This is a genomic window from Streptomyces sp. T39, assembly GCF_008042045.1.
GTDB lineage: Bacteria > Actinomycetota > Actinomycetes > Streptomycetales > Streptomycetaceae > Streptomyces.
Genome location: NZ_RDBP01000012.1, coordinates 2,561,614 through 2,580,724, shown reverse-complemented (window position 1 = coordinate 2,580,724; position 19,111 = coordinate 2,561,614). Strand labels below are relative to the sequence as shown.

The window sequence follows — 19,111 nt, the reverse complement described above, 5'->3', positions numbered from 1 at the left end:
TGGGTCGCCGGGAGGACGTCCCGGCGACCCGGGCGCGGCGGGGCGCCGGCCCGGCGCGGGCGGCAGAGCGAGGACGCACTATGACATAAAGGGACAAACACTCTGACGGCTTGCTACGTTGCGTGGCATGACCGCACCGACGGCGGAAGCGTCCCCGCCCGAGCAGCGCCCCGCCCGGCGGCGGGGCGTCGAACTGTCGCTCCTGGTCTGCGCCGTCCTCGTCTCCGTGTACGGCTACGCCTGCGTCGGCCTCGCCCGCCAGGGCGCCGTGCCCCCGGACGCGGCCCGCTACGGCGCGGGCCTCGGCGCACTGGCCCTCGTCGCCCATCTCGCCGTCCGCTTCCGCGCCCCCTGGGCGGATCCGCTGCTGCTGCCCGTCGCCGTCCTGCTCAACGGCCTGGGCCTGGTCCTCATCCACCGGCTCGACCTGGAGACCCCGCGGGACATCGCCGCCCCCACCCAGCTGGTGTGGTCGGCGCTCGGGGTGGCGCTCTGCGTCGCCACGGTCATCGCCCTCGGCGACCACCGCGCCCTGCGCCGCCACGCGCGCGCCTGCGTCACCGCGGCGCTCCTGCTGCTCTGCGCGCCCATCCTCTTCCCGCCGGTCAACGGCGCCCGGATCTGGATCAGGATCGGTGAACTCTCCCTCCAGCCGGGCGAGTTCGCGAAGGTGCTGCTCACCGTGTACTTCGCCGCCCAGCTGGCCGCCCACCGGGAGGCACTCACCGGCGCCGCCCGGCGCGCCCTCGGGGCGGTGCGGCTGCCGGCCGGACGGGCCGCAGGCCCGGTCGTCGGGGTCTGGCTGACGAGCATGCTGGTGCTGGTCCTGGAGCGCGACCTCGGCACCTCGCTGCTGTTCTTCGGACTCTTCGTCGTCCTGCTGTACGTGGCGACGGGACGCCTCGGCTGGATCACGGTCGGACTGATGCTCGCAGCCGCCGGGGCGTACGCCGTCGGCACGCTGGAGCCGCATGTGCACGGTCGGGTCGAGGACTGGCTCGACCCGTACGCGGGGATCGGATCCGGGCAGGGCGCCGGGCAGCTCGCCCAGTCGCTGTTCGCCTTCGGCACCGGCGGCGTGTTGGGCACCGGCCTGGGGCTCGGCCACTCCGTCCTCATCGGCTTCGCCGCCAAGTCCGACTTCATCCTCGCCACCGCGGGCGAGGAACTGGGTCTCGCCGGAGTGACCGCCCTGCTGCTGCTGTACGGACTGCTCGTGGGCCGCGGCTTCCAGGCGGCCACCGGGCTGGACGACGCCTTCGGCACACTGCTCGCGGTCGGGCTGTCGTCGATCGTCGCGCTCCAGGTGTTCGTCATCGCCGGCGGGGTGACGGGACTGATCCCGCTGACCGGCATGGCGATGCCGTTCCTCGCCCAGGGCGGCTCGTCGGTGGTGACCAACTGGGTGATCGTGGCCCTGCTGATCCGGCTCAGCCACGCGGCCCGCGCGCCACGGCCCGTGCCCGCCGAACCGGAGGCCGCCCCCGCCCGCCCGGTGGCCCTGCGGTGATCCGCTGCACCCGGCACGCGGCCTGGATCTGCGCGCTGCTGCTGGCCGCGCTGCTGGTCAACGCCGCCCGCGTCATGGTCGTCGAGTCCCCCGCGCTCGACGAGAACCCGGGCAACCGGCGCGCCGACATCGCCCGCTACGGCGTGCCGCGCGGCGACATCCTCGTCGACTCCGGCCCCGTCACCGGCTCCCGCGACACCGGCGGCAGGCTGCGCTGGGAACGCACCTACCGCGACGGTCCGCTCTACGCCCCCGTGACCGGCTACGCCTCGCAGACCTACGGCACGTCCCTGCTGGAGAACCTGGAGGACGGCATCCTCGCCGGGACCGATCCGGTGCTCTCCCCGCTGCCGCTGTGGGACGGCCTCCACCGGATCCGGCCGCCCGGCGGCCATGTGGTGACCACCATCAGGGCCGCCGTGCAGGAGGCCGCGTACCGGGGCCTGGACGGCAGGCGCGGCGCGGTCGCGGCGATCGAACCCTCCTCCGGCCGGATCCTGGCGCTCGTCAGCAGCCCGTCCTACGACCCCGGCCGCTTCGCCGGGACGGACGGCGCCAGCGCGGACGCCTGGGCGCGGCTGAACGGGGCACCGGCGCGGCCGATGCTCAACAGGGCCATCCGGCAGACCTATCCGCCCGGCTCCGCGTTCAAGATCGTGACGGCGGCGGCGGCCCTGGACTCGGGCACGGTCGACGACGTGGACGCCCCGACCCGCACCCCCCACCCGTACGTCCTGCCCGGCACCAGCACGGTGCTGCCCGACGCCGCCGAGGGCTGCGAGAACGCCTCCCTCGCCTACGCCCTCCAGTGGTCGTGCAACACGGTGATGGCCGGCCTCGGGGCCCGGGTGGGCCTGCGGGGCATGGTGGAGGCGGCTGCGGGGTTCGGCTTCAACGACCCGGGGCTGCGGATCCCGGCCGCCGTGTCGCGCTCCAACTTCGACACCGACATGTCGGCGGACCAGCTGGCGCTGTCGTCGATCGGGCAGTTCAACACCACGGCGACACCGTTGCAGATGGCGATGGTCGCGTCGGCCGTCGCCGGAGGCGGGGCCCTGCGCCGGCCGTACCTCGTGGAGAAGGTCACCCGGGCCGGCGGCGAGACGGCCGAGCACCACGGCCCCCGGGCGTACCGGCAGGCGATGAACCCGGCCACCGCGATGCGGCTGCGCGAGATGATGGTGCAGGCGGTCGAGGAGGGCACCGGCCGCAAGGCCGCCATCGGCGGCGCGACCGTCGGCGGCAAGACCGGCACCGCCCAGCACGGCGTCGGCAACAAGGGCACCCCGTACGCCTGGTTCATCTCCTGGGCACAGGCCGACGACGCACCGCAGCCGGGGGTGGCGGTGGCCGTGGTGGTCGAGGACGCCTCGGCCGACCGCGCGGAGATCAGCGGCGGCGGGAGTGCCGCGCCGATCGCGCGGTCGGTGATGCGTGCGGCGCTGCGCGGCTAGACCGGGTCGACCAGCCCCACCGGCGCCCCGGTGGACGCGGCACGGCCTGCGGCCGTGGTCGGCAGACCAGCCCCGCCGGCGCTTGAGGCGCGGGGCGCGGGGCAGAGCCCCGCCGGACCCGGCCACACATCCGGACCTGGCTGCACGCCGGCAGACCAACCCCACCGGGACCTGGCTGCGCATCCGGACCCACCGGCGCCCCGGCGGACGCGGCACGGCCTGCGGCCGTGGCCGGCAGACCGGCCCCGCCGGCGCGTGAGGCGCGGGATGCGGGCAGAGCCCCACCGGACCCGGCCACGCATCCGGACCCGGCTGCACGCCGGGAAACCGGCCCCGCCGGCGATCGAGGCCCCCCAAGACGCCCCGTCACGCAGCCCCGTCGCAGGGAACGCCGGTCGGGGTGCGCCGCGCCCGGGAGGATGGGGGCATGGAGTTGGCGGAGGCACTGGAGAACGTCGCGCGGCTCGACCCGGAGGTGAGCGCCTTCACCGAGGTGTGGGCCGCGGAGGCCCGGGCGGCGGAGCCGGAGGCGTCGCTGCCGCTCGCCGGGGTGCCGTTGGCGGTCAAGGGGCCGGCGGGCATCCGCGCGTACGCCGCCCGGCGCCTGACGGCGGCCGGCGCCGTCCCCGTCGGCGCGACCTCGGTGCCCCGGTCCGGCTCGGAGTGGATGACGTGGGGGCTCGGGGCCCACGGCCCGACCCGCAACCCGTGGCGTGCCGACCGGACGCCGGGCGGCTCCTCCGCCGGGGCGGCGGCGGCCGTCGCGACGGGCATGGCCCAGGTCGCCACCGGCGGGGACGGGGCGGGCTCGGTGCGCATCCCGGCCGCGTGGTGCGGGGTGTTCGGGCTGAAGACGACGAACGGCCTGCTGCCGACCCCCGACCGCACGGGGCTGGCGTCGCCCGGTCTGCTGACCCGTACGGCCGAGGACGCCCGCCCGTTTCTGCGCTGCCTGCTCGGCTCGGGCGAGGCGGCTCCCCCGCTGCTGCCGCTGCGTGCCGTGTGGTCGCCGGCGCTCGGGTTCGCCGAGGTCGACCGGGAGGTGCTGGCCGTCGCGGGCGCCGCGGTGGCCCGGCTGGAGTCCGCCGGGGTGATCCGGCTGTCGGGGCGGGACGCCGTCCTGCTGGACCCCGCGGACGCCTGGAGCGCGGTGCGGGCCGCGCGGCCGGCGGACGGAGCGGCGGTGCGCGCGGAGAACGACCGCCGGCTCGACGCCGTCTTCGCCGACGCGGACGTGCTGCTCACCCCGGCGACCCCCAACCGGGCGCACGGTCACGACGGTCCGGGCCGGGTCTACTCCACGTCGCTGGCCTGGGCGTTCAACCTGAGCGGCCACCCGGCGGCCTCCGTCCCCGCGGGCCTCGGCCCCGACGGCTGCCCGGTGGGACTCCAACTGGTCGCGCGGCGCGGCGCGGACGCCGCGCTGCTGGAGACCGCGGTGGCGGCGCAGCGGCATCTGCCCGCCCTGCGGCCGTGAGGGCAGCGGTGCACGGCGGCGGGACCGGTCAGCCCGCGGCCCCGTCCCCGGTGATCTTGGCGCCCTCGTCGATCGCCCGGGTCACCTCGGCGACCCGCTCGCGCTCCTCCACGGCGAAGCGTTCGCGGTCGAGCTGCTCGGCGATCTCCTCGTCCTGGGTCATGAGCAGGTCGAGGCTGGCGTCGCCCAACTCGAAGACGCCCATGTCGAGATAGGCCTTCTGGAGCCGCTCGCCCCACAGGCCGATGTCCTTGACGCAGGGCACGATCCGGCTGAACAACAGCTTGCGGAACAGGTGCAGGAACTCCGACTGCTCGGTGTACTCCTCCGCCTCCTTCTTCGAGACGCCGAAGTTCTCCAGGACCTCGACGCCGCGCAGCCGGTCGCGCATCAGGTAGCAGCCCTCGATGACGAACTCCTCGCGCTCGCGCAGTTCGGCGTCGCCGAGCTGCCGGTAGTAGTCGCGCAGGGCCATCCGTCCGAAGGCCACGTGGCGGGCCTCGTCCTGCATCACATAGGCCAGGATCTGCTTCGGCAGCGGCTTGGTGGTGGTGTCGCGGATCATGCCGAACGCGGCCAGGGCGAGCCCCTCGATGAGGACCTGCATCCCGAGGTAGGGCATGTCCCACCGCGAGTCGCGCAGCGTGTCCCCGAGCAGGGACTGGAGGTTGTCGTTGATCGGGTAGAGCATCCCGACCTTCTCGTGCAGGAACCGGCTGTAGATCTCCGCGTGCCGGGCCTCGTCCATGGTCTGCGTGGCGGAGTAGAACTTGGCGTCGAGGTCGGGCACCGATTCGACGATCCGGGCCGCGCAGACCATGGCGCCCTGCTCGCCGTGGAGGAACTGGCTGAACTGCCAGGAGGTGTAGTGCCGGCGCAGCTCCGCCTTGTCCTTCTCGGACATCTTCGCCCAGTGGCGGGTGCCGTACAGCGTCAGCGCCTCGTCGGGGGTGCCGAGGGGGTCGTACGGGTCGACCTCCAGCTCCCAGTCGATGCGCCGGGCACCGTCCCACTGCTTGTCCTTGCCCTTCTGGTATAGGGCGAGGAGCCGGTCGCGCCCGTCCTCGTACTCCCAGGTGAAGCGCGCCGAGCCGGTGGCCGGCACCTGCCAGAGGGTGCTCTGCGGCGCTGTGGTGTAGCGGTCCTGCGTCGACACGGGGCGGCTCCTTCGGCTCGTCGTCCGTTGTGTACTCACCGCTGTGCAGGGGCAGTTGGCAGAGTCACACGGTGGTAGACACGGAGTCAACAAGTCGTGCGCGAAGGATTGACGGCTCTGCTGACAAGCGGTCTCATAACTGTCGAACCGCTCCGAGTCCATCGCGAGGTGCCCTCATGACGACCGCAGCCCACGGCGACATCCAGCTGCTCCGCGACGCGCTGGGACCCCTCCGGGACCGCGAGCAGGTCGCGGCCCGGCTGCTGGAGTCCTCGGCGAAGCACTCCTTCGACCCCGACAAGGAGCTCGACTGGGACGCCCCGATCGAGGACGGCAGGTGGTTCTGGCCGCCGGAGCTGGTGTCCCTCTACGACACCCCGATGTGGCGCAGGATGTCCGAGGAGCAGCGGATGGACCTGGCGCGGCACGAGGCCGCCTCGCTGGCCTCCCTCGGCATCTGGTTCGAGATCATCCTGATGCAGCTCCTGGTCCGGCACATCTACGACAAGTCGGTGACCAGCAACCACGTGCGGTACGCGCTCACCGAGATCGCCGACGAGTGCCGGCACTCGATGATGTTCGCGCGGATGATCCAGAAGGGCGGCGCTCCCGCCTATGCGGTGCCGAGGATCTACCACAACCTGGCCCGGGTGCTGAAGACCGTCTCCACGACGCCCGGTTCGTTCGCGGCGACCCTGCTCGGCGAGGAGATCCTCGACTGGATGCAGCGTCTGACGTTCCCCGACGAGCGCGTGCAGACGCTGGTGCGCGGGGTCACTCGCATCCACGTGGTGGAGGAGGCCCGTCATGTGCGGTACGCCCGCGAGGAGTTGCGCCGGCAGATGGTCACCGCCCCGCGCTGGGAGCAGGAGCTGACCCGGCTGAGCTGCGGGCAGGCGGCCCGGGTGTTCAGCGTCTGCTTCGTCAACCCCCAGGTGTACGAGAACGTCGGCCTCGACCGGCGGGAGGCGGTGGCCCAGGTGAACGCCAGCGGGCACCGCCGGGAGGTCATGCAGAGCGGCGCCCGCAGGCTGACCGACTTCCTGGACGACATCGGCGTGCTGCGCGGCCCCGGCCGCCGGCTGTGGAAGAGCTCCGGGCTTCTCGCGTGAGGAACGGGGAGACGCGGTGAAGACGGCGGTTAGTCTGCGGTGCATGACCAGTCCCGCTTCCGCCGGCCCCGCGTACCGACGGCTCAGTGTGGAGGAGCGCCGGGCGCAGCTGCTCGTGTCGGCGCTCGGACTCTTCGCACACCGGCCGCCGGAGGACGTCTCGCTCGACGACGTGGCGGAGGCGGCCGGAGTCTCCCGGCCGCTCGTCTACCGCTACTTCCCCGGCGGGAAGCAGCAGCTCTACGAGGCGGCGCTGCGTTCGGCCGCCGACCAGCTGGAGAGCTGCTTCGCCGAACCGGCCGCCGGGCCGCCGACCGAACGCGTCGCCCGGGTCCTCGACCGCTATCTGCGGTTCGTCGACGAGCACGACGCCGGTTTCAGCGCGCTGATGCGCGGCGGGAGCGTCGCGGAGACCTCTCGCACGACGGCCATCGTCGACGAGGTGCGGCGGGCCGCGGCCGAGCAGATCCTCGTCCATCTCGGGGTGGGCCGCCCCGGACACCGGCTCGGCCTGATGGTCCGCACCTGGATCGCGTCCGTCGAGGCCGCCTCGCTGATCTGGATCGACGAGGAGAAGGCGCCGCCGGCCGGGGAGCTGCGCGACTGGCTGGTGGACCACCTGCTCGGGCTGCTCGCGGTCACGGCCGCGTCGGACGCGGAGACCGCGGCCGTCGTCGCCGGGCTGCTGCCCCAGGAGGAACCGGGCGGGCGGGTCGCGAGGCTGGCGGAGCGGCTGGGCCCCGTGCTGGGCGGCGCGGCCCGTCTGCTGTGAGCCGGCCCCTTCCCCCGGACCTCCCTGGTCCGGGCCGTCCGCTGTGAGCCCGGGGCCGCCTGCTGTGACACTGTCCGGGTGAGAAGCGAGAACACCCCGTTCGTCGGCGGCCCCCTCGACGGGCGCGTGCTGCCGGTCCTGACCGGCCCCACGGGCCACCCTCCGAAGTGGTACAAGGTCCCCGTCCCGCACGACGACGGCACCCCGCCGACCGTGCACGCCTACCGCCGCGTGCCCTCCGGCTACACCCGGCGCCTCGGGCTGCTGCGCGGCTGGAAGTACGAGTACGCGCCCGAGGGCGTCGAGCGGCGCGAGCTGCGCTGGCCCTGGTCGAAGCCGAACGGCACGCCATAGGATCACGGCGACCGTCACACACGGCGTACGAGCCGAAGGGGCGCGGCGGCGCCGCGAGGGAGGACGCGCAGGTCCCGGGGAACGGGGGCCGGGCGCGATCGACCGTCGGAACCGCCGTGGACGCCCCGGAGGCGAGCCGGGCCTCAGGGCCGCGTCACCAGGGGGATGCTCGCGATGGAGCCGTTGCACCAGGACGATCCGCTGCGGATCGGCCCGTACCGCGTGCTGGCCAGGACGAGGGAGTCGGCGGGCTCGGTCCGGTACCTCGCGCTCGCCGCGGACGGCACACCGTCCGTGGTGGCACTGGTCCGGCCGCAGCTCGCCGAGGTGCCCGCCTACCGGCGCCGCTTCGGGCACGAGACGCGCAGGGCGCAGCGGCTGTCCGGGGGCTGGGTGGAGCCGGTGGAGGCGTCCACGGACGGTCCGCTGCTGTGGACGGCGAGCGGCTATCTGCCCGCGGTCACCCTCCGCGAGGCGATCACGCTCGCCGGGCCGCTGCCGGAGCGGGCGGTGCGGGTCCTGGGCGCCGCGCTCGCCGAGACGCTGTCACGGGTCCACGCCACCGGGACCGTGCTCCAGGGGCTGTCGCCCGACACCGTGCTGCTCGCGGCGGACGGCCCGCGGCTGACCGCCCTGGGCGCGCTGGGCGCGGCGGTCGTGGCCGAGGCCGGAGCCGACGGCCAGCTGACGGTGAAACTCGGCTACCTCACGCCGGAGCAGGCCGCCGGGGCGCAGCCCGGTCCCGCGTCGGACCTCTTCGTCCTCGGCCAGCTGCTGACCTACGCGGCGACGGGGACGACCCCGCTGGCCGACGCGGACGCCATCGCACACGGCGAGCCCGACCTCGCGGCGGTCCCGGACGGCCTGCGCGGGGTGGTGGCCCGGTGCCTGGCGAAGTCCCCCGAGGACCGCCCCCCGGCCGGAACGGTGGCGGCGGACCTCGCCCTGGAGGGCGCAGCGGCCCTCGCCCGCGGCACCTGGCTCCCCGACGCCGTCACCGCCGCACTCGCCGCGCAGGCGGCGGAGGTCGCCCACCTGTCGGGCACCGCCCCGGCGGGGGCGGGGAGCGCCGCGGACGCCGCGGATGCGGACACCCCGGCGGCGGACCCGCACGGCACACCCGCGCCCGCAGACCTCCAGCCACCGCCACCGGCCACCACCCCGCGCAGGCCGTCCGGGACCGCCGCGAGGTCGGGCTCGCCGTGTGCGATGGCGTCCGCGTCGGCCAGCGGGGTCGTCCCCGTCGCCGCGTAGGTCAGCAGCTGGCCGAGGACGAAGAGGTCCGACGCGGGACCGGGCTGCGCCCCGGCGGCCTGCTCCGGCGTACCCCGCGCGGCGCAGCGGACCCGCACGCCCTGTGACCCGCCCAGCCGTGCATCGAGTGAGAGCACGGCCGTCCCACCCGCCCGCGTGACCGGCCCGGCGGCCCGCCTCCCCGTCCCGGGCCGGTGTGCGACGGCGCGCCGGTCCGTCCCGGCCCGGCGGCCGGAAGGCCGGAAGGCCAGGAGGCCGCCGCCGGACCAGCGGCGCACGACGGCGCCCCCGGTCCGCCGGAGGGACCGGGGGCGCTGCCGTGCCGGCGGGATCAGGCGCCGGAGACCGAGGCCAGGTAGGCGCCCGTCTTCTCCGGGTCGTAGAAGAAGTTCTCGAAGTCGGACGGGTCGTTGAACCCATTGGCGAAACGGTCCGCCACCGGCTGCAGCTGGCCCGCCGCGCCGATCAGGTTGAGGACGTGCTCCGGCGGCACGCCGAGCATCGCGTTCGTCCACTTGGTGACGTGCTGCGCCGTCTCCCAGTAGCGGTCGAAGGCGGACTGCATCCACTCCGCGTCGAACGGGCGGTCGCCGTGCTCGACGATCGAGGCCAGGTAGGAAGCGGCGCACTTGGACGCCGAGTTGGAGCCCTGACCGGTGATCGGGTCGTTGGCGACGACGACGTCCGCGACACCGAGGACGAGTCCGCCGCCGGGGAGCCGGCCGATCGGGTTGCGCACGGTCGGGGCGTACCGTCCGGCGAGCGTGCCCTGGGCGTCCGTCAGTTCCACCTTGGTGGCCCGCGCGTACTCCCACGGCGTGAAGCGCTCCATCAGCTCCAGCGTGAGGGAGAGGTGCTCGGCCGGGTCCTTGACGCCCTGGAAGGCGTCGAGCGGGCCGCCGGGGACGCCCTCCCAGAAGAGGATGTCGGCGCGGCCCGAGGTGGTGAGCGTCGGCATCACGAAGAGCTCGCCCACACCCGGCACGAGGTTGCACCGCACCGCGTCGAAGTCGGGATGCTCGGGGCGCGGCCCGAGGCCGTGGACGTAGGCCACCGCCAGCGCGCGCTGCGGCTCGGCGTACGGGGAGCGCGAGGCGTCCCGGCCGAACATCGAGACCAGTTCGCCCTTGCCCGCCGAGACCAGCACCAGGTCGTAGGTGCGGGAGAAGTAGTCCAGGTCGGAGACGGCGGCTCCGTGGATGACGAGCTGTCCGCCGCGCTGGGCGAACGTCTCCATCCAGCCGGCCATCTTCACGCGCTGGTCGACGGACTGGGCGAAGCCGTCCAGCCGGCCCACCCAGTCGATGGGACGCGAGCCGTCGGGCGCGGCGACCGAGACGCCGAGGCCCTCGATTCTCGGTGCCTGGGACTCCCAGAAGTTGATGCCGAGATCGCGCTCGTGCTGGAGGGCGGTGTGGAACATGCACTGTGTGGACATGACCCGGCCGGACCGGATCTCGTCCGCCGTGCGGTTGGACATCAGGGTGACCTCGTAGCCCTGCGACTGCAGGCCGAGGGCGAGCTGGAGACCGGACTGTCCGGCCCCGACGACGAGTATCTTCCGCATGGCGGGACTCCGTTGTGGTTCGGGAGGTTATTCGGGGGTTGCTTCGAGGGCGTGGGCGACGAGCGCGAGCAGCGACTCGATGACCGTGACGCGGTTGCGCGCGTCCATGATCACCACCGGCACGTGCGGAGGCACCGTCAGGGCTTCCCTGACGTCCTCGGCCTCGTAGGCCGCCGTTCCCTCGAAGTGGTTGACGGCGACGACGTACGGCAGCCCGCAGCTCTCGAAGTAGTCGAGAGCGGGGAAGCAGTCCGGCAGCCGTCGGGTGTCCGCCATCACGACGGCACCGATCGCCCCGCGCACCAGGTCGTCCCACATGAACCAGAAGCGCTGCTGGCCGGGCGTGCCGAAGACGTAGAGCACCAGGTCGTCGTCGAGCGTGATCCGGCCGAAGTCCATCGCCACCGTGGTGGTGGTCTTGTCGGGAGTGGCCGTGAGGTCGTCCGTCTCCTCACTGGCCTGCGTCATCAGCGCCTCGGTCTGGAGCGGGGTGATCTCCGAGACCGCGCCGACGAACGTCGTCTTGCCCACGCCGAAGCCGCCCGCGACCACGATCTTCGTCGCGATGGGGGCACGGGTGGTGTCCAGCTGCCATGCCTGGACGCCCTCGTCGGACAGCGGGGCGCCCCGGGAGCCGTCCGGGGCCTGCCCGCCCGGTATCGGGCCGGCGGGATCCGGATCCGCCGTGGCGGCGGGGTCTCCCGCCTGCGGGCGGGCGAAGAGCGTGTCAGAGGCGGCGGAGTCCACTCAGCACCCTTTCGAGCAGTGCGCGGTCGGGCTGGCCGGCACCGTGACCGGTCCCGTACACGCGGATCTTTCCCTGGTCGGCCAGGTCGCTGAGCAGCACCCGGACGACACCCAGCGGCATCTTCAGCAGCGCCGAGATCTCGGCGACGGTACGCATACGGCGGCACAGCTCGACGATGGCCCGCAGTTCGGGCATGACGCGCGAGGCGAGGGTGCCGCCCGGCAGCTCCCGGCGCTCCGGCGGGGCCTCGAGCGCGGCGACGAACGTCTCCACCAGCAGGACGTGACCGAAGCGGGTCCGGCCGCCGGTCAGCGAGTACGGGCGGACCCGCGCGGGCCGTCGCTCCTGGCCGCGCACCGGGAGCTTGGGGGACGAAGCGGCGGCGGTCATCGGGTGCTCTCCATCGATTTGCGCAGTTCACTGCGGACTTCGGGGGTGAGTACGTGTCCGGCACGGCCCACGAACAGGGCCATGTGGTAGGCGACGACGCTCATGTCGCAGTCGGGGGTGGCGTGGACGCCGAGGAGGGAGCCGTCGCTGATCGACATGACGAGCACGCTGCTCTCCTCCATGGCGATCATGGTCTGCTTCACCCCGCCGCCGTCCATCAGTCCGGCGGCGCCGATGGTCAGGCTGCCGATGCCGGAGACGATCGTGGCGAGGTCGGCGCTGGAGCCCCGGGGGCCCTCCGGGCGGGCGGCGGCGGGGGCCGGTCCGCGGTCGGGTTCGGGGTCGGAGGAGAGCAGCATCAGACCGTCGGACGAGACGACGGCGACCGAGCGGACTCCTGGCACCTCCTCCACGAGATTGCCCAACAACCACTGCAGATTACGGGCCTCGCTGCTCAGCCCGAATGTGCCGGTCGCAGTCAACTGCGTGCCTCCTCGACTGTGTCCCCCGCTTCTGTGTCCGGTGTGCCGGTGTCCGGTGTGCCTGTGTCCGTCGCTTCCGGGTACTGCGTGTCCGTGCGGTGCGCGGTCCCGTGCGGCCGGCCTGCGTGGGGGGCGGGCGTGGTCTCGGCTCCCGGCGCGCTCCGCGGGATCTGTGTGGTCTGCGTGGCCTGCGTGATCTCGGCCTCGGCGTCGCGGCGCCCGTCCTTGGCGCCCTGCTGGAAGCCGCCGAGCCGGCGCCGCAGGGCGTCGGCGTCGACGGCCCCGGTGCGCCCGGTGGGCGCGGCCGCGGGGGCGACGTTCCTGGGCGTCCGCTTGGGCAGGCCCTTGTCGGTGACGCGGTCCCACGCGGGGGCGGGCGCCTCGGCCTCGCTCAGCTCGGGCGCGCTCGGCGCGGGGGCCGCGGCCTCGGGCGCGCTCGGCGCGGGGACGGCCGCGACATCAGCGTCCGGGGCGAACGCGGGAGCCGCGCCCTCCGGGGCGTTCCCCTGCGGGGCGAAGCCCGTCGCGTCACCCTCCGGGGCGTTCCCCTGCGGGGCGAAGCCCGCCGCGTCACCCTCCGGCGCGTGCCCCTGCGGGGCGAAGCCCGCCGCGTCACCCTCCGGCGCGTGCCCCTGCGGCGCGAAGCCCGTCGCGTCACCCTCCGGCGCGGGCTGCCGGGGCAGCCGCATGGTGAACGTCTCCTGGTCGATCCCGTCCGACACGGGCTCGCCGTCGGCGCTCCGCTCGTGGGTCTCCTCCTCCGCCTCCGCGGCACGCACCGCCCGCTCGGCCGCCGCCACGAAGGGGTCGGCGGACCCGGGGGCCGGCGCTGCCTGCGCAGCGGCGTCCGGAAGCCCGGCGTCCGGCACCCCCGCGTCCGTGCCCGGGAACGGCGCGGCCTGCGGCTCGTCCGCTCCCGCGGGAGCCGTGTCGGCCGGCGCGTCCGGACGGGGGGACGGTCCGCGCCGGGCGCTCGGGGGCAGGGCGTTGGAGTTGGCCTCGGCGACCGAGCCCGGCAGCTGGACGGCGGGGGCCTGGCCGGCGACCGTCACCGGCTGGGCGGCGGTCGCGGGCAGACCCTGGGGAAGCAGGGCCGCCGGTACGACGACCACGGCCGTGATGCCGCCGCCCTGCTTGTGCTCCCGCAGCTGGACGCGTACGCCGTGCCGCGCGGCCAGCAGGGCGGCCACGCGCAGACCGAGCCCCTCGGCCTCGCGGCCGTCCGGCGTCTCGTAGCCGGAGGGGTCGTCCAGGCGGGCGTTGACCTCGTCGAGGCGCGCGGGGGTCATGCCGATGCCCGCGTCCTGCACGGAGAGCATGATCTCACCGTTCTCCAGGAGCCAGCCGGACATCTCGACCTGCGCGTCGGGCGGGGAGAACGAGGTGGCGTTCTCCAGGAGTTCGGCGACCAGGTGGCTGAGGTCGTCGGCGGCGAAGCCCGCGACCTGGGCGTGCGGGGGGAGGGACTGGATGACGACGCGGTCGTAGCGCTCGATCTCGCTGACGGCGGCACGCAGCACGTCGACGAGCGGCACCGGTCCGACATGGCCCTGCCCGTGCTCGGTGCCCGCGAGGACCAGCAGGTTCTCGCTGTGGCGGCGCATGACGGTGGCCATGTGGTCGAGCTTGAAGAGGGTGGCCAGGCGCTCCGGGTCCTGCTCGCGCTCCTCCAGCTTCTCGATGACGCCGAGCTGGCGTTCGACCAGCCCGAGGGTCCGCAGCGAGAGGTTCACGAAGGTGTGGTGGACGGTGTGGCGCAGCCGCTCCAGCTCGGCGGTCATCTCCGCCGCCCGCTCGCCCAGCTCGGCCCGGGCGGCGGCGAGCTCGGCGGCGGCCGCCTCGCGGGCGCCGATCAGGTCGCCGCGGTCGCTGTCCAGGCGCGCCACCCGTCCGGCGAGCTCGCGCAGCCGGCCGTGCAGGGCGTTGAGGGAGCGCACGACCTGGGCGAACTCGTCGTTGCGGCCGGTGAAGCGCACCGGGTCGCTTGCCCCCTGGGCGTCGGCGAGCCGGGCGGCGCCGATGCGCAGCACGGCGAGCGGCCGGGTCAGGGTGCGGGCGACCGCGGCGAGGACGCCGACGGTGACCACGAGCAGGCCGCCGAGCAGGGCGATCCGTATCTCGAGGGCGGTGACGTCGTCGTCGCGGAGCTGCTCGAACGCGGCGAGGCGGTCCGCGGCGAGCGCCGTCTCGGCCCCGCGCATCTGCTCGATACGGGCGGTGAGCGCGGCCTCCAGCTCGGCGCGGTCGGTGCGGCGCTCGCTGCCGGTGAGCCGGGGCTGGTCGGTCAGGCGTACGAGGAAGGCCTCGGCGGCCTTGACCTCCGAGCCGGTGACGGTGGCGGCCAGTTTCTCGCGGGCTTCCTTGCCCGCGGACTGGTCGAAGTCGGCGAGCGCGCCGAGCTCGCGCACCCGGGCCTGCTGGGCGGCCGCGGTCAGGGCGTCGCGGGTCCGGGCGTTCTCGCCGGTGTCCTCGCCGTCGGTCTCCTCGGGCAGACCGGTGATCGGGTCGTAGCTCAGCACGGGCTCCGGCTGCGGCACGGACAGGGCCGCGAGCAGCAGACCGCGAACGGCGGATGCCTGTTCCACGGCGTGACCGAGGTCGGCGGGGGCCCGGGTCCCCGCCGCGGCACGCGGCGGTGTCCGCTCGGAGAGCTCGGAGGCGAGCGCGTGGAGCCGGTCGATCACCGCGGTGTAGGTGCGGTGGACCTCGACGGGGGTGCTCCTGCCGGAGAGCGCGGTGCGGCGCAGGGACGGCACCGAGGCGAGACTGCGGCCGAGCTCGGCGTGGTCGCCCTCGGTCTCCTCGCGGACCTCGTCGATCTGGCGGTCGACGCGGGCGCTGAGGCCGTCCGTCAGGGTGCGGCGGTCCTCCTTGTCGCCCTTCTGGTTCTCGCCGCCGGCGGCGAGCCAGGCGACGACCTCGTCCCGCTCGTCGGAGAGCGAGTGGGCCAGGGTGACGGCCTGGCGGTCGAGGGCCGCGAGGGTCACGAGCTCCTGGGACGAGGTCAGATCGGCCGACACGGCCAGGACGCCGGGGACACCCGCGCCGACCACGGCGAGTCCCGCGAGCGCGACACCGGCCACCAGCCTGGTGCGCACCCTGACCGGGTGTCCCTTGGGGGTCGTGTCGTCCTTCGGGGGCAGGGGGGCCGCCGTCATCGGGGCAGGCGTGCCGCCCGCGTTCTCCGTGGGCCTGCCGCCTTTGCCCCGAGGCCGCTTCTTCTGCACCGGTGCTCGCAATCTTGCTTGACTCGTCCACCCATGAAGCAGAGATGACGACCGGTCACACGCGAGAGCCCCACCCCTGGTACGGCTTCCGACCATTCCAGTGCCTTCGGGAGGGAGGCGCGCATCGGCCGCTCCGCCACCCGAACGAGTGAACAACATGCCGGAGTTGGCGAACAACTCCCGCGCCCGGTCCGGCACGGCCCGTACGGCGCGCGGGTTGGACCTCGGGGCCGCCCTTTGGCAGGATGCCCGCCCGCAGGTGCGCACAGTGCCCCAATCGGGTCGAAGGCACCCGCCTGACCTGCTGGTACGGGCCAATCCGCGCTTCGTGCAGGAGCGGTGAAGGAGTCATGCAGACTGGCGTCCATGCGTATCGACCTCGCGACCGAACCCGGCAGCCGGGAACGCCCCAACGAGGATTGGGTGTCGGCGTCCCTTCCCGCTTCGGGCCAGGGCGGAGCGCTGGTGGTGCTGGACGGCGTCACTCCGCCGCTCGACGACGCCGGGTGCGTGCACGACGTCCCCTGGTTCACGGCCCGGCTGGGCGGCGCGCTGACCGAACTGTCCGCTTCACGGCGCGATCTGTCGCTTGCGGACGTCCTCGCCGCGGCGATCCGGCGCACGGCGGACGCGCACCGCGGCACATGTGACCTTTCTCACGTCCGGACTCCGCAGGCAACCGTCGTCCTGACCCGGTGGGGCGGGCCGGAGGGAGAGGTGGAGTACCTCGTGCTCTCCGACTCCGCCCTCCTCCTGGAGTCACCGGACGGCGCGGTGACCGCCGTGCTGGACGACCGGCTCGACCGGCTGCCTCGCGAGGCCCTGCGCACCCTCGCGTCGGCGGACGCCCTGCGCAACGCGGAGGGCGGCTTCTTCACGGCGGCCGCCGACCCGGCGGTGGCGGCGCGCGCGGTGACGGGCAGCGTGCCCCGGGCGGGCGTGCGGGCGGTGGCGGCGCTGACGGACGGCGCGTCGCGCTGGGTGGACCTCTTCGGGGAGGGCGACTGGCACGCCTGCGTCCAGGTGCTGCGCAAGGAGGGCGCCCGGTCGCTGGTCGAGCGGGTGCGGGCGCTGGAGGACGCGGGCGCCGGGCAGCGTCCGGGCGCCCGGCGCTTCAAGCTCCACGACGACGCGTCGGCGGTGTTCGCGGAGCTCTGAGGGGCGGAGCTCCGCGGAGCCCGCCGCGGACGGCGCCGCCGAAGGACCGCCCGGGCGCGGCCCGCGTCAGCTCTCGGCGCTCGTGTTGAGCTGGTGGAGCAACCGGGCCAGCTCCGCGATCTCCCCGCGGTCCCAGCCCGCGAGCTTGCTCATGTAGCGGTCCCGGCGCGCATCGCGCACATGGCGGAACCGGGCCACCCCTTCGCCGGTGAGCCGTACGAGGGACGCCCGGCCGTCGGCCGGGTCCGGCTCACGGGTGACGAGGCCGACCTCCTCCATCGCGCGCAGCTGCCGGCTCATGGTCGCCTTGCCGACCCCGAAGTAGCCGGCGAGCTCGGTGCCGCGCTGCGCCCCGGCCTCCTCCAGGCGGACCAGCAGCCCGTACGCGGCGGGCTCCAGATCGGGGTGGACCTCGCGGGCCATCTCGCCCGAAGAGGCCCGTGCCCGGCGGAGGAAGACCGCCAACTCGCGTTCGAGAGCGAGGAATTCGCGGTCCATACCACTTCCTCCCTTGAGCCCGGCTTCACTCGCCGTACCACTTTCGTGCACGTCAGCACCCATCGCGCGCTTTCCCGGTTCTGAAAGTTTCCTCCGCGGGCCGTCATCGCCGCAGTTGGGCAAGTATTTCGCAGGAGTAGACCAACGGCGGCACCCGGGTGCCCTTCCTCCCCGGGTTCTACGTGCGTAGAGTTTTTGCTGGCATGTCCACACCATACGGTTCCGCCACGGCATGTCGACACGTCGTCAGATCCCCCCACCGAGGTCTTCGGAGGCACGCTATGCCCGTGCACAGATCCGGAAAGACCGGTCGTACGCGTCTCGCGGCAACCGGCACTCTCGTCGCAGTCCTCTCCCTCCTCCTCACCGCCCCCGGGGCCGCCGCCGATCCGAAGCCGGAACGCGGCTCGGCCCACATGGGCATGGGCGTCGTCGCCCACGACGGCCAGGGCGGCACCCCCCGCGACACCCGCGCGGTCCAGACCGAAGGCGTCGACGTCTCCAGCCACCAGGGGAACGTCGACTGGGCCGCGCTGTGGAACAGCGGCGTCAGGTGGGCCTACGTCAAGGCCACCGAAGGCACGTACTACAAGAACACGTACTTCACGCAGCAGTACAACGGCTCCTACAACATCGGCATGATCCGCGGCACGTACCACTTCGCGACCCCCGACACCACGACCGGCGCAGCCCAGGCGGACTACTTCGTCAACAACGGCGGCGGCTGGTCCAGGGACGGCAGGACGCTCCCGGGCGCGCTCGACATCGAGTGGAACCCGTACGGCGCCGCCTGCTACGGCAAGTCGCAGTCCGCGATGGTCACCTGGATCCGCGACTTCCTGAACCGCTACAAGGCCCGCACCGGCCGGGACGCCGTCATCTACACGGCGACCAGCTGGTGGACCCAGTGCACCGGCAACTACGCCGGCTTCGGCGCCACGAACCCGCTGTGGGTGGCCCGCTACAACACCACGCCCGGCACCCTGCCGGCCGGCTGGCCCTACTACACGATGTGGCAGTACACGTCGTCCGGACCGATCGTCGGCGACCACAACAAGTTCAACGGCGCCTACGACCGCGTCGTGGCGCTCGCCAACGGCTGAGCCGCCCCCGCACCCCTTCCCCGGGCCCGCCCCGCCGCTCTGTCACGACCAGTGCGCGGGGCGGGTCAGCCCGTCCGGGATCCGGGTCGCCCCGTCCCCGCGTGCGGCGTTGAGCTGCGGCTGGGTGAGGAAGAACGCGCCGGTCAGATCCGCGCCCGCCAGCCGGGCGTCGCGCAGGTCGGCGCCGATGAGATCGGTGAGCCGCAGGTCGGCGCCCGTCAGATCGGCGGCGATCAGGCACGCGCCGCGCAGGCTCACCCCGCGCAGGTCCGCGCCGCGCAGCCGGGCGCCCAGCAGGTCCGCTCCCCTGCGGTCCTTCTTCCTGCGCCGGACCTCCGCGCGCACCAGCTCGCTGGTGCGCAGCAGCAGGACGTTCACCTCCTGGCGGCGGGCGGCCACGTCCAGCTCCAGGAGGCCGGCGGGAGCCAGTCCCGTCAGCTCGCGGACCGCCGCGCGCTGGGCGCTCAGGCCGGGATGCAGCCCGGCGGCGGCCGGCAGGGCGAGCGCCTCCTCCAGGTACCTCAGCAGCTCGTGGAGCTGACGCATCACGGGGAACACCGCGAACATCTCGCCCGCCGTGTCCGGCGCCGTGCGCCAGTCGGTACCGGCGTAGGTGATCTGCGAGACCTGCTGGCCGGCGCCGAAGCAGTCGTAGACGGTGCAGCCCTGGTAGCCGTCGGCGCGCAGCCTGTCGTGGATGCCGCACCGGAAATCGGTGCGCAGATTGGCGCACGGCGTGCCGGCGGCCTTGTCGGCGGCGAAGTCGGCGGAGGCGGCGAAGGGCAGGGCGACGCAGCACAGCCCGAAGCAGTTCGAGCAGTCGGCTCGCAGGGTGTCCATCCGTCCATT

General features: G+C 74.0%; 17 protein-coding genes. 9 read left to right on the top strand and 8 right to left on the bottom strand.

The window, feature by feature from the left end:
* Positions 1–127 precede the first annotated feature (127 nt).
* The 3 genes from EAO77_RS12815 (at position 128) to EAO77_RS12805 (ending at position 4,441) form a co-directional block, all read left to right on the top strand.
* Positions 128–1,510, top strand: a complete 1,383-nt coding sequence (locus EAO77_RS12815; protein ID WP_147988121.1) for an FtsW/RodA/SpoVE family cell cycle protein — start codon at positions 128–130, stop codon at positions 1,508–1,510.
* Positions 1,507–2,964, top strand: a complete 1,458-nt coding sequence (locus tag EAO77_RS12810) for a penicillin-binding transpeptidase domain-containing protein (protein WP_147988120.1) — start codon at positions 1,507–1,509, stop codon at positions 2,962–2,964. Before EAO77_RS12815 ends, EAO77_RS12810 begins: the two co-directional genes overlap by 4 nt.
* A 427-nt stretch (positions 2,965–3,391) precedes the next feature.
* Positions 3,392–4,441 (top strand): amidase family protein, encoded by a 1,050-nt coding sequence (locus EAO77_RS12805; RefSeq protein ID WP_147988119.1) that lies wholly within the window; start codon positions 3,392–3,394, stop codon positions 4,439–4,441.
* A gap of 28 nt (positions 4,442–4,469) precedes the next feature.
* Here EAO77_RS12805 and EAO77_RS12800 read toward each other — a convergent pair whose 3' ends face one another.
* Positions 4,470–5,597 carry a ferritin-like domain-containing protein gene (locus EAO77_RS12800; RefSeq protein ID WP_147988118.1) on the bottom strand — a complete coding sequence of 376 codons (1,128 nt, stop codon included), beginning with the start codon at positions 5,595–5,597 and terminating at the stop codon, positions 4,470–4,472.
* Positions 5,598–5,773: 176 nt separating this feature from the next.
* On the opposite strand from EAO77_RS12800, the gene EAO77_RS12795 reads away from it, so the two are divergent.
* The 4 genes from EAO77_RS12795 to EAO77_RS12780 all read left to right on the top strand — a co-directional run bounded on the left by EAO77_RS12795 (position 5,774) and on the right by EAO77_RS12780 (position 9,089).
* A complete protein-coding gene (locus tag EAO77_RS12795) occupies positions 5,774–6,709 on the top strand; it encodes an AurF N-oxygenase family protein (protein WP_147988117.1) in 936 nt (311 codons plus the stop codon).
* 43 nt (positions 6,710–6,752) lie between these two features.
* Complete coding sequence (locus EAO77_RS12790; protein ID WP_147988116.1) at positions 6,753–7,481, top strand: TetR/AcrR family transcriptional regulator; 729 nt, start codon at positions 6,753–6,755, stop codon at positions 7,479–7,481.
* Positions 7,482–7,559: 78 nt separating this feature from the next.
* Positions 7,560–7,835 carry a hypothetical protein gene (locus EAO77_RS12785; protein WP_147988115.1) on the top strand — a complete coding sequence of 92 codons (276 nt, stop codon included), beginning with the start codon at positions 7,560–7,562 and terminating at the stop codon, positions 7,833–7,835.
* Between the two features lie 174 nt (positions 7,836–8,009).
* Entirely contained in the window at positions 8,010–9,089 is a 1,080-nt protein-coding gene (locus EAO77_RS12780; protein WP_147988114.1) for a hypothetical protein, read from the top strand.
* A 331-nt stretch (positions 9,090–9,420) separates the two neighbouring features.
* On the opposite strand, the gene EAO77_RS12775 is transcribed toward EAO77_RS12780, so the two are convergent.
* From EAO77_RS12775 to EAO77_RS12755, 5 genes are read right to left on the bottom strand one after another with little or no spacing between them, the layout of a single operon-like run.
* Positions 9,421–10,656, bottom strand: coding sequence for a styrene monooxygenase/indole monooxygenase family protein (locus EAO77_RS12775; protein ID WP_147988113.1), 1,236 nt, complete (start codon positions 10,654–10,656; stop codon positions 9,421–9,423).
* A 27-nt stretch (positions 10,657–10,683) separates the two neighbouring features.
* Positions 10,684–11,403 (bottom strand): GTP-binding protein, encoded by a 720-nt coding sequence (locus EAO77_RS12770; RefSeq protein WP_410088434.1) that lies wholly within the window; start codon positions 11,401–11,403, stop codon positions 10,684–10,686.
* Entirely contained in the window at positions 11,384–11,794 is a 411-nt protein-coding gene (locus tag EAO77_RS12765; RefSeq protein WP_147988112.1) for a DUF742 domain-containing protein, read from the bottom strand. The genes EAO77_RS12770 and EAO77_RS12765 overlap by 20 nt, the downstream gene beginning before the upstream one ends.
* The gene (locus EAO77_RS12760; protein WP_147988111.1) at positions 11,791–12,276 is read right to left on the bottom strand and encodes a roadblock/LC7 domain-containing protein; all 486 of its coding nucleotides are present in this window, start codon (positions 12,274–12,276) and stop codon (positions 11,791–11,793) included. Before EAO77_RS12760 ends, EAO77_RS12765 begins: the two co-directional genes overlap by 4 nt.
* Entirely contained in the window at positions 12,273–15,503 is a 3,231-nt protein-coding gene (locus tag EAO77_RS12755) for a nitrate- and nitrite sensing domain-containing protein (RefSeq protein ID WP_410088433.1), read from the bottom strand. The genes EAO77_RS12760 and EAO77_RS12755 overlap by 4 nt, the downstream gene beginning before the upstream one ends.
* Positions 15,504–15,869: 366 nt before the next feature.
* Here EAO77_RS12755 and EAO77_RS12750 point away from each other — a divergent pair, with 366 nt between their 5' ends.
* On the top strand, positions 15,870–16,661 hold the full coding sequence (locus EAO77_RS12750; RefSeq protein ID WP_147988109.1) for a protein phosphatase 2C domain-containing protein: 792 nt from the start codon (positions 15,870–15,872) through the stop codon (positions 16,659–16,661).
* A gap of 66 nt (positions 16,662–16,727) precedes the next feature.
* Here EAO77_RS12750 and EAO77_RS12745 read toward each other — a convergent pair whose 3' ends face one another.
* Positions 16,728–17,159, bottom strand: a complete 432-nt coding sequence (locus EAO77_RS12745; protein ID WP_187283198.1) for a MarR family winged helix-turn-helix transcriptional regulator — start codon at positions 17,157–17,159, stop codon at positions 16,728–16,730.
* A gap of 281 nt (positions 17,160–17,440) precedes the next feature.
* Between EAO77_RS12745 and EAO77_RS12740 the strand changes: the two genes are divergently transcribed.
* Positions 17,441–18,262, top strand: coding sequence for a lysozyme (locus tag EAO77_RS12740; protein ID WP_147988107.1), 822 nt, complete (start codon positions 17,441–17,443; stop codon positions 18,260–18,262).
* Positions 18,263–18,304: 42 nt separating this feature from the next.
* On the opposite strand, the gene EAO77_RS12735 is transcribed toward EAO77_RS12740, so the two are convergent.
* A complete protein-coding gene (locus EAO77_RS12735; RefSeq protein WP_147988106.1) occupies positions 18,305–19,102 on the bottom strand; it encodes a pentapeptide repeat-containing protein in 798 nt (265 codons plus the stop codon).
* Positions 19,103–19,111: the final 9 nt, after the last annotated feature.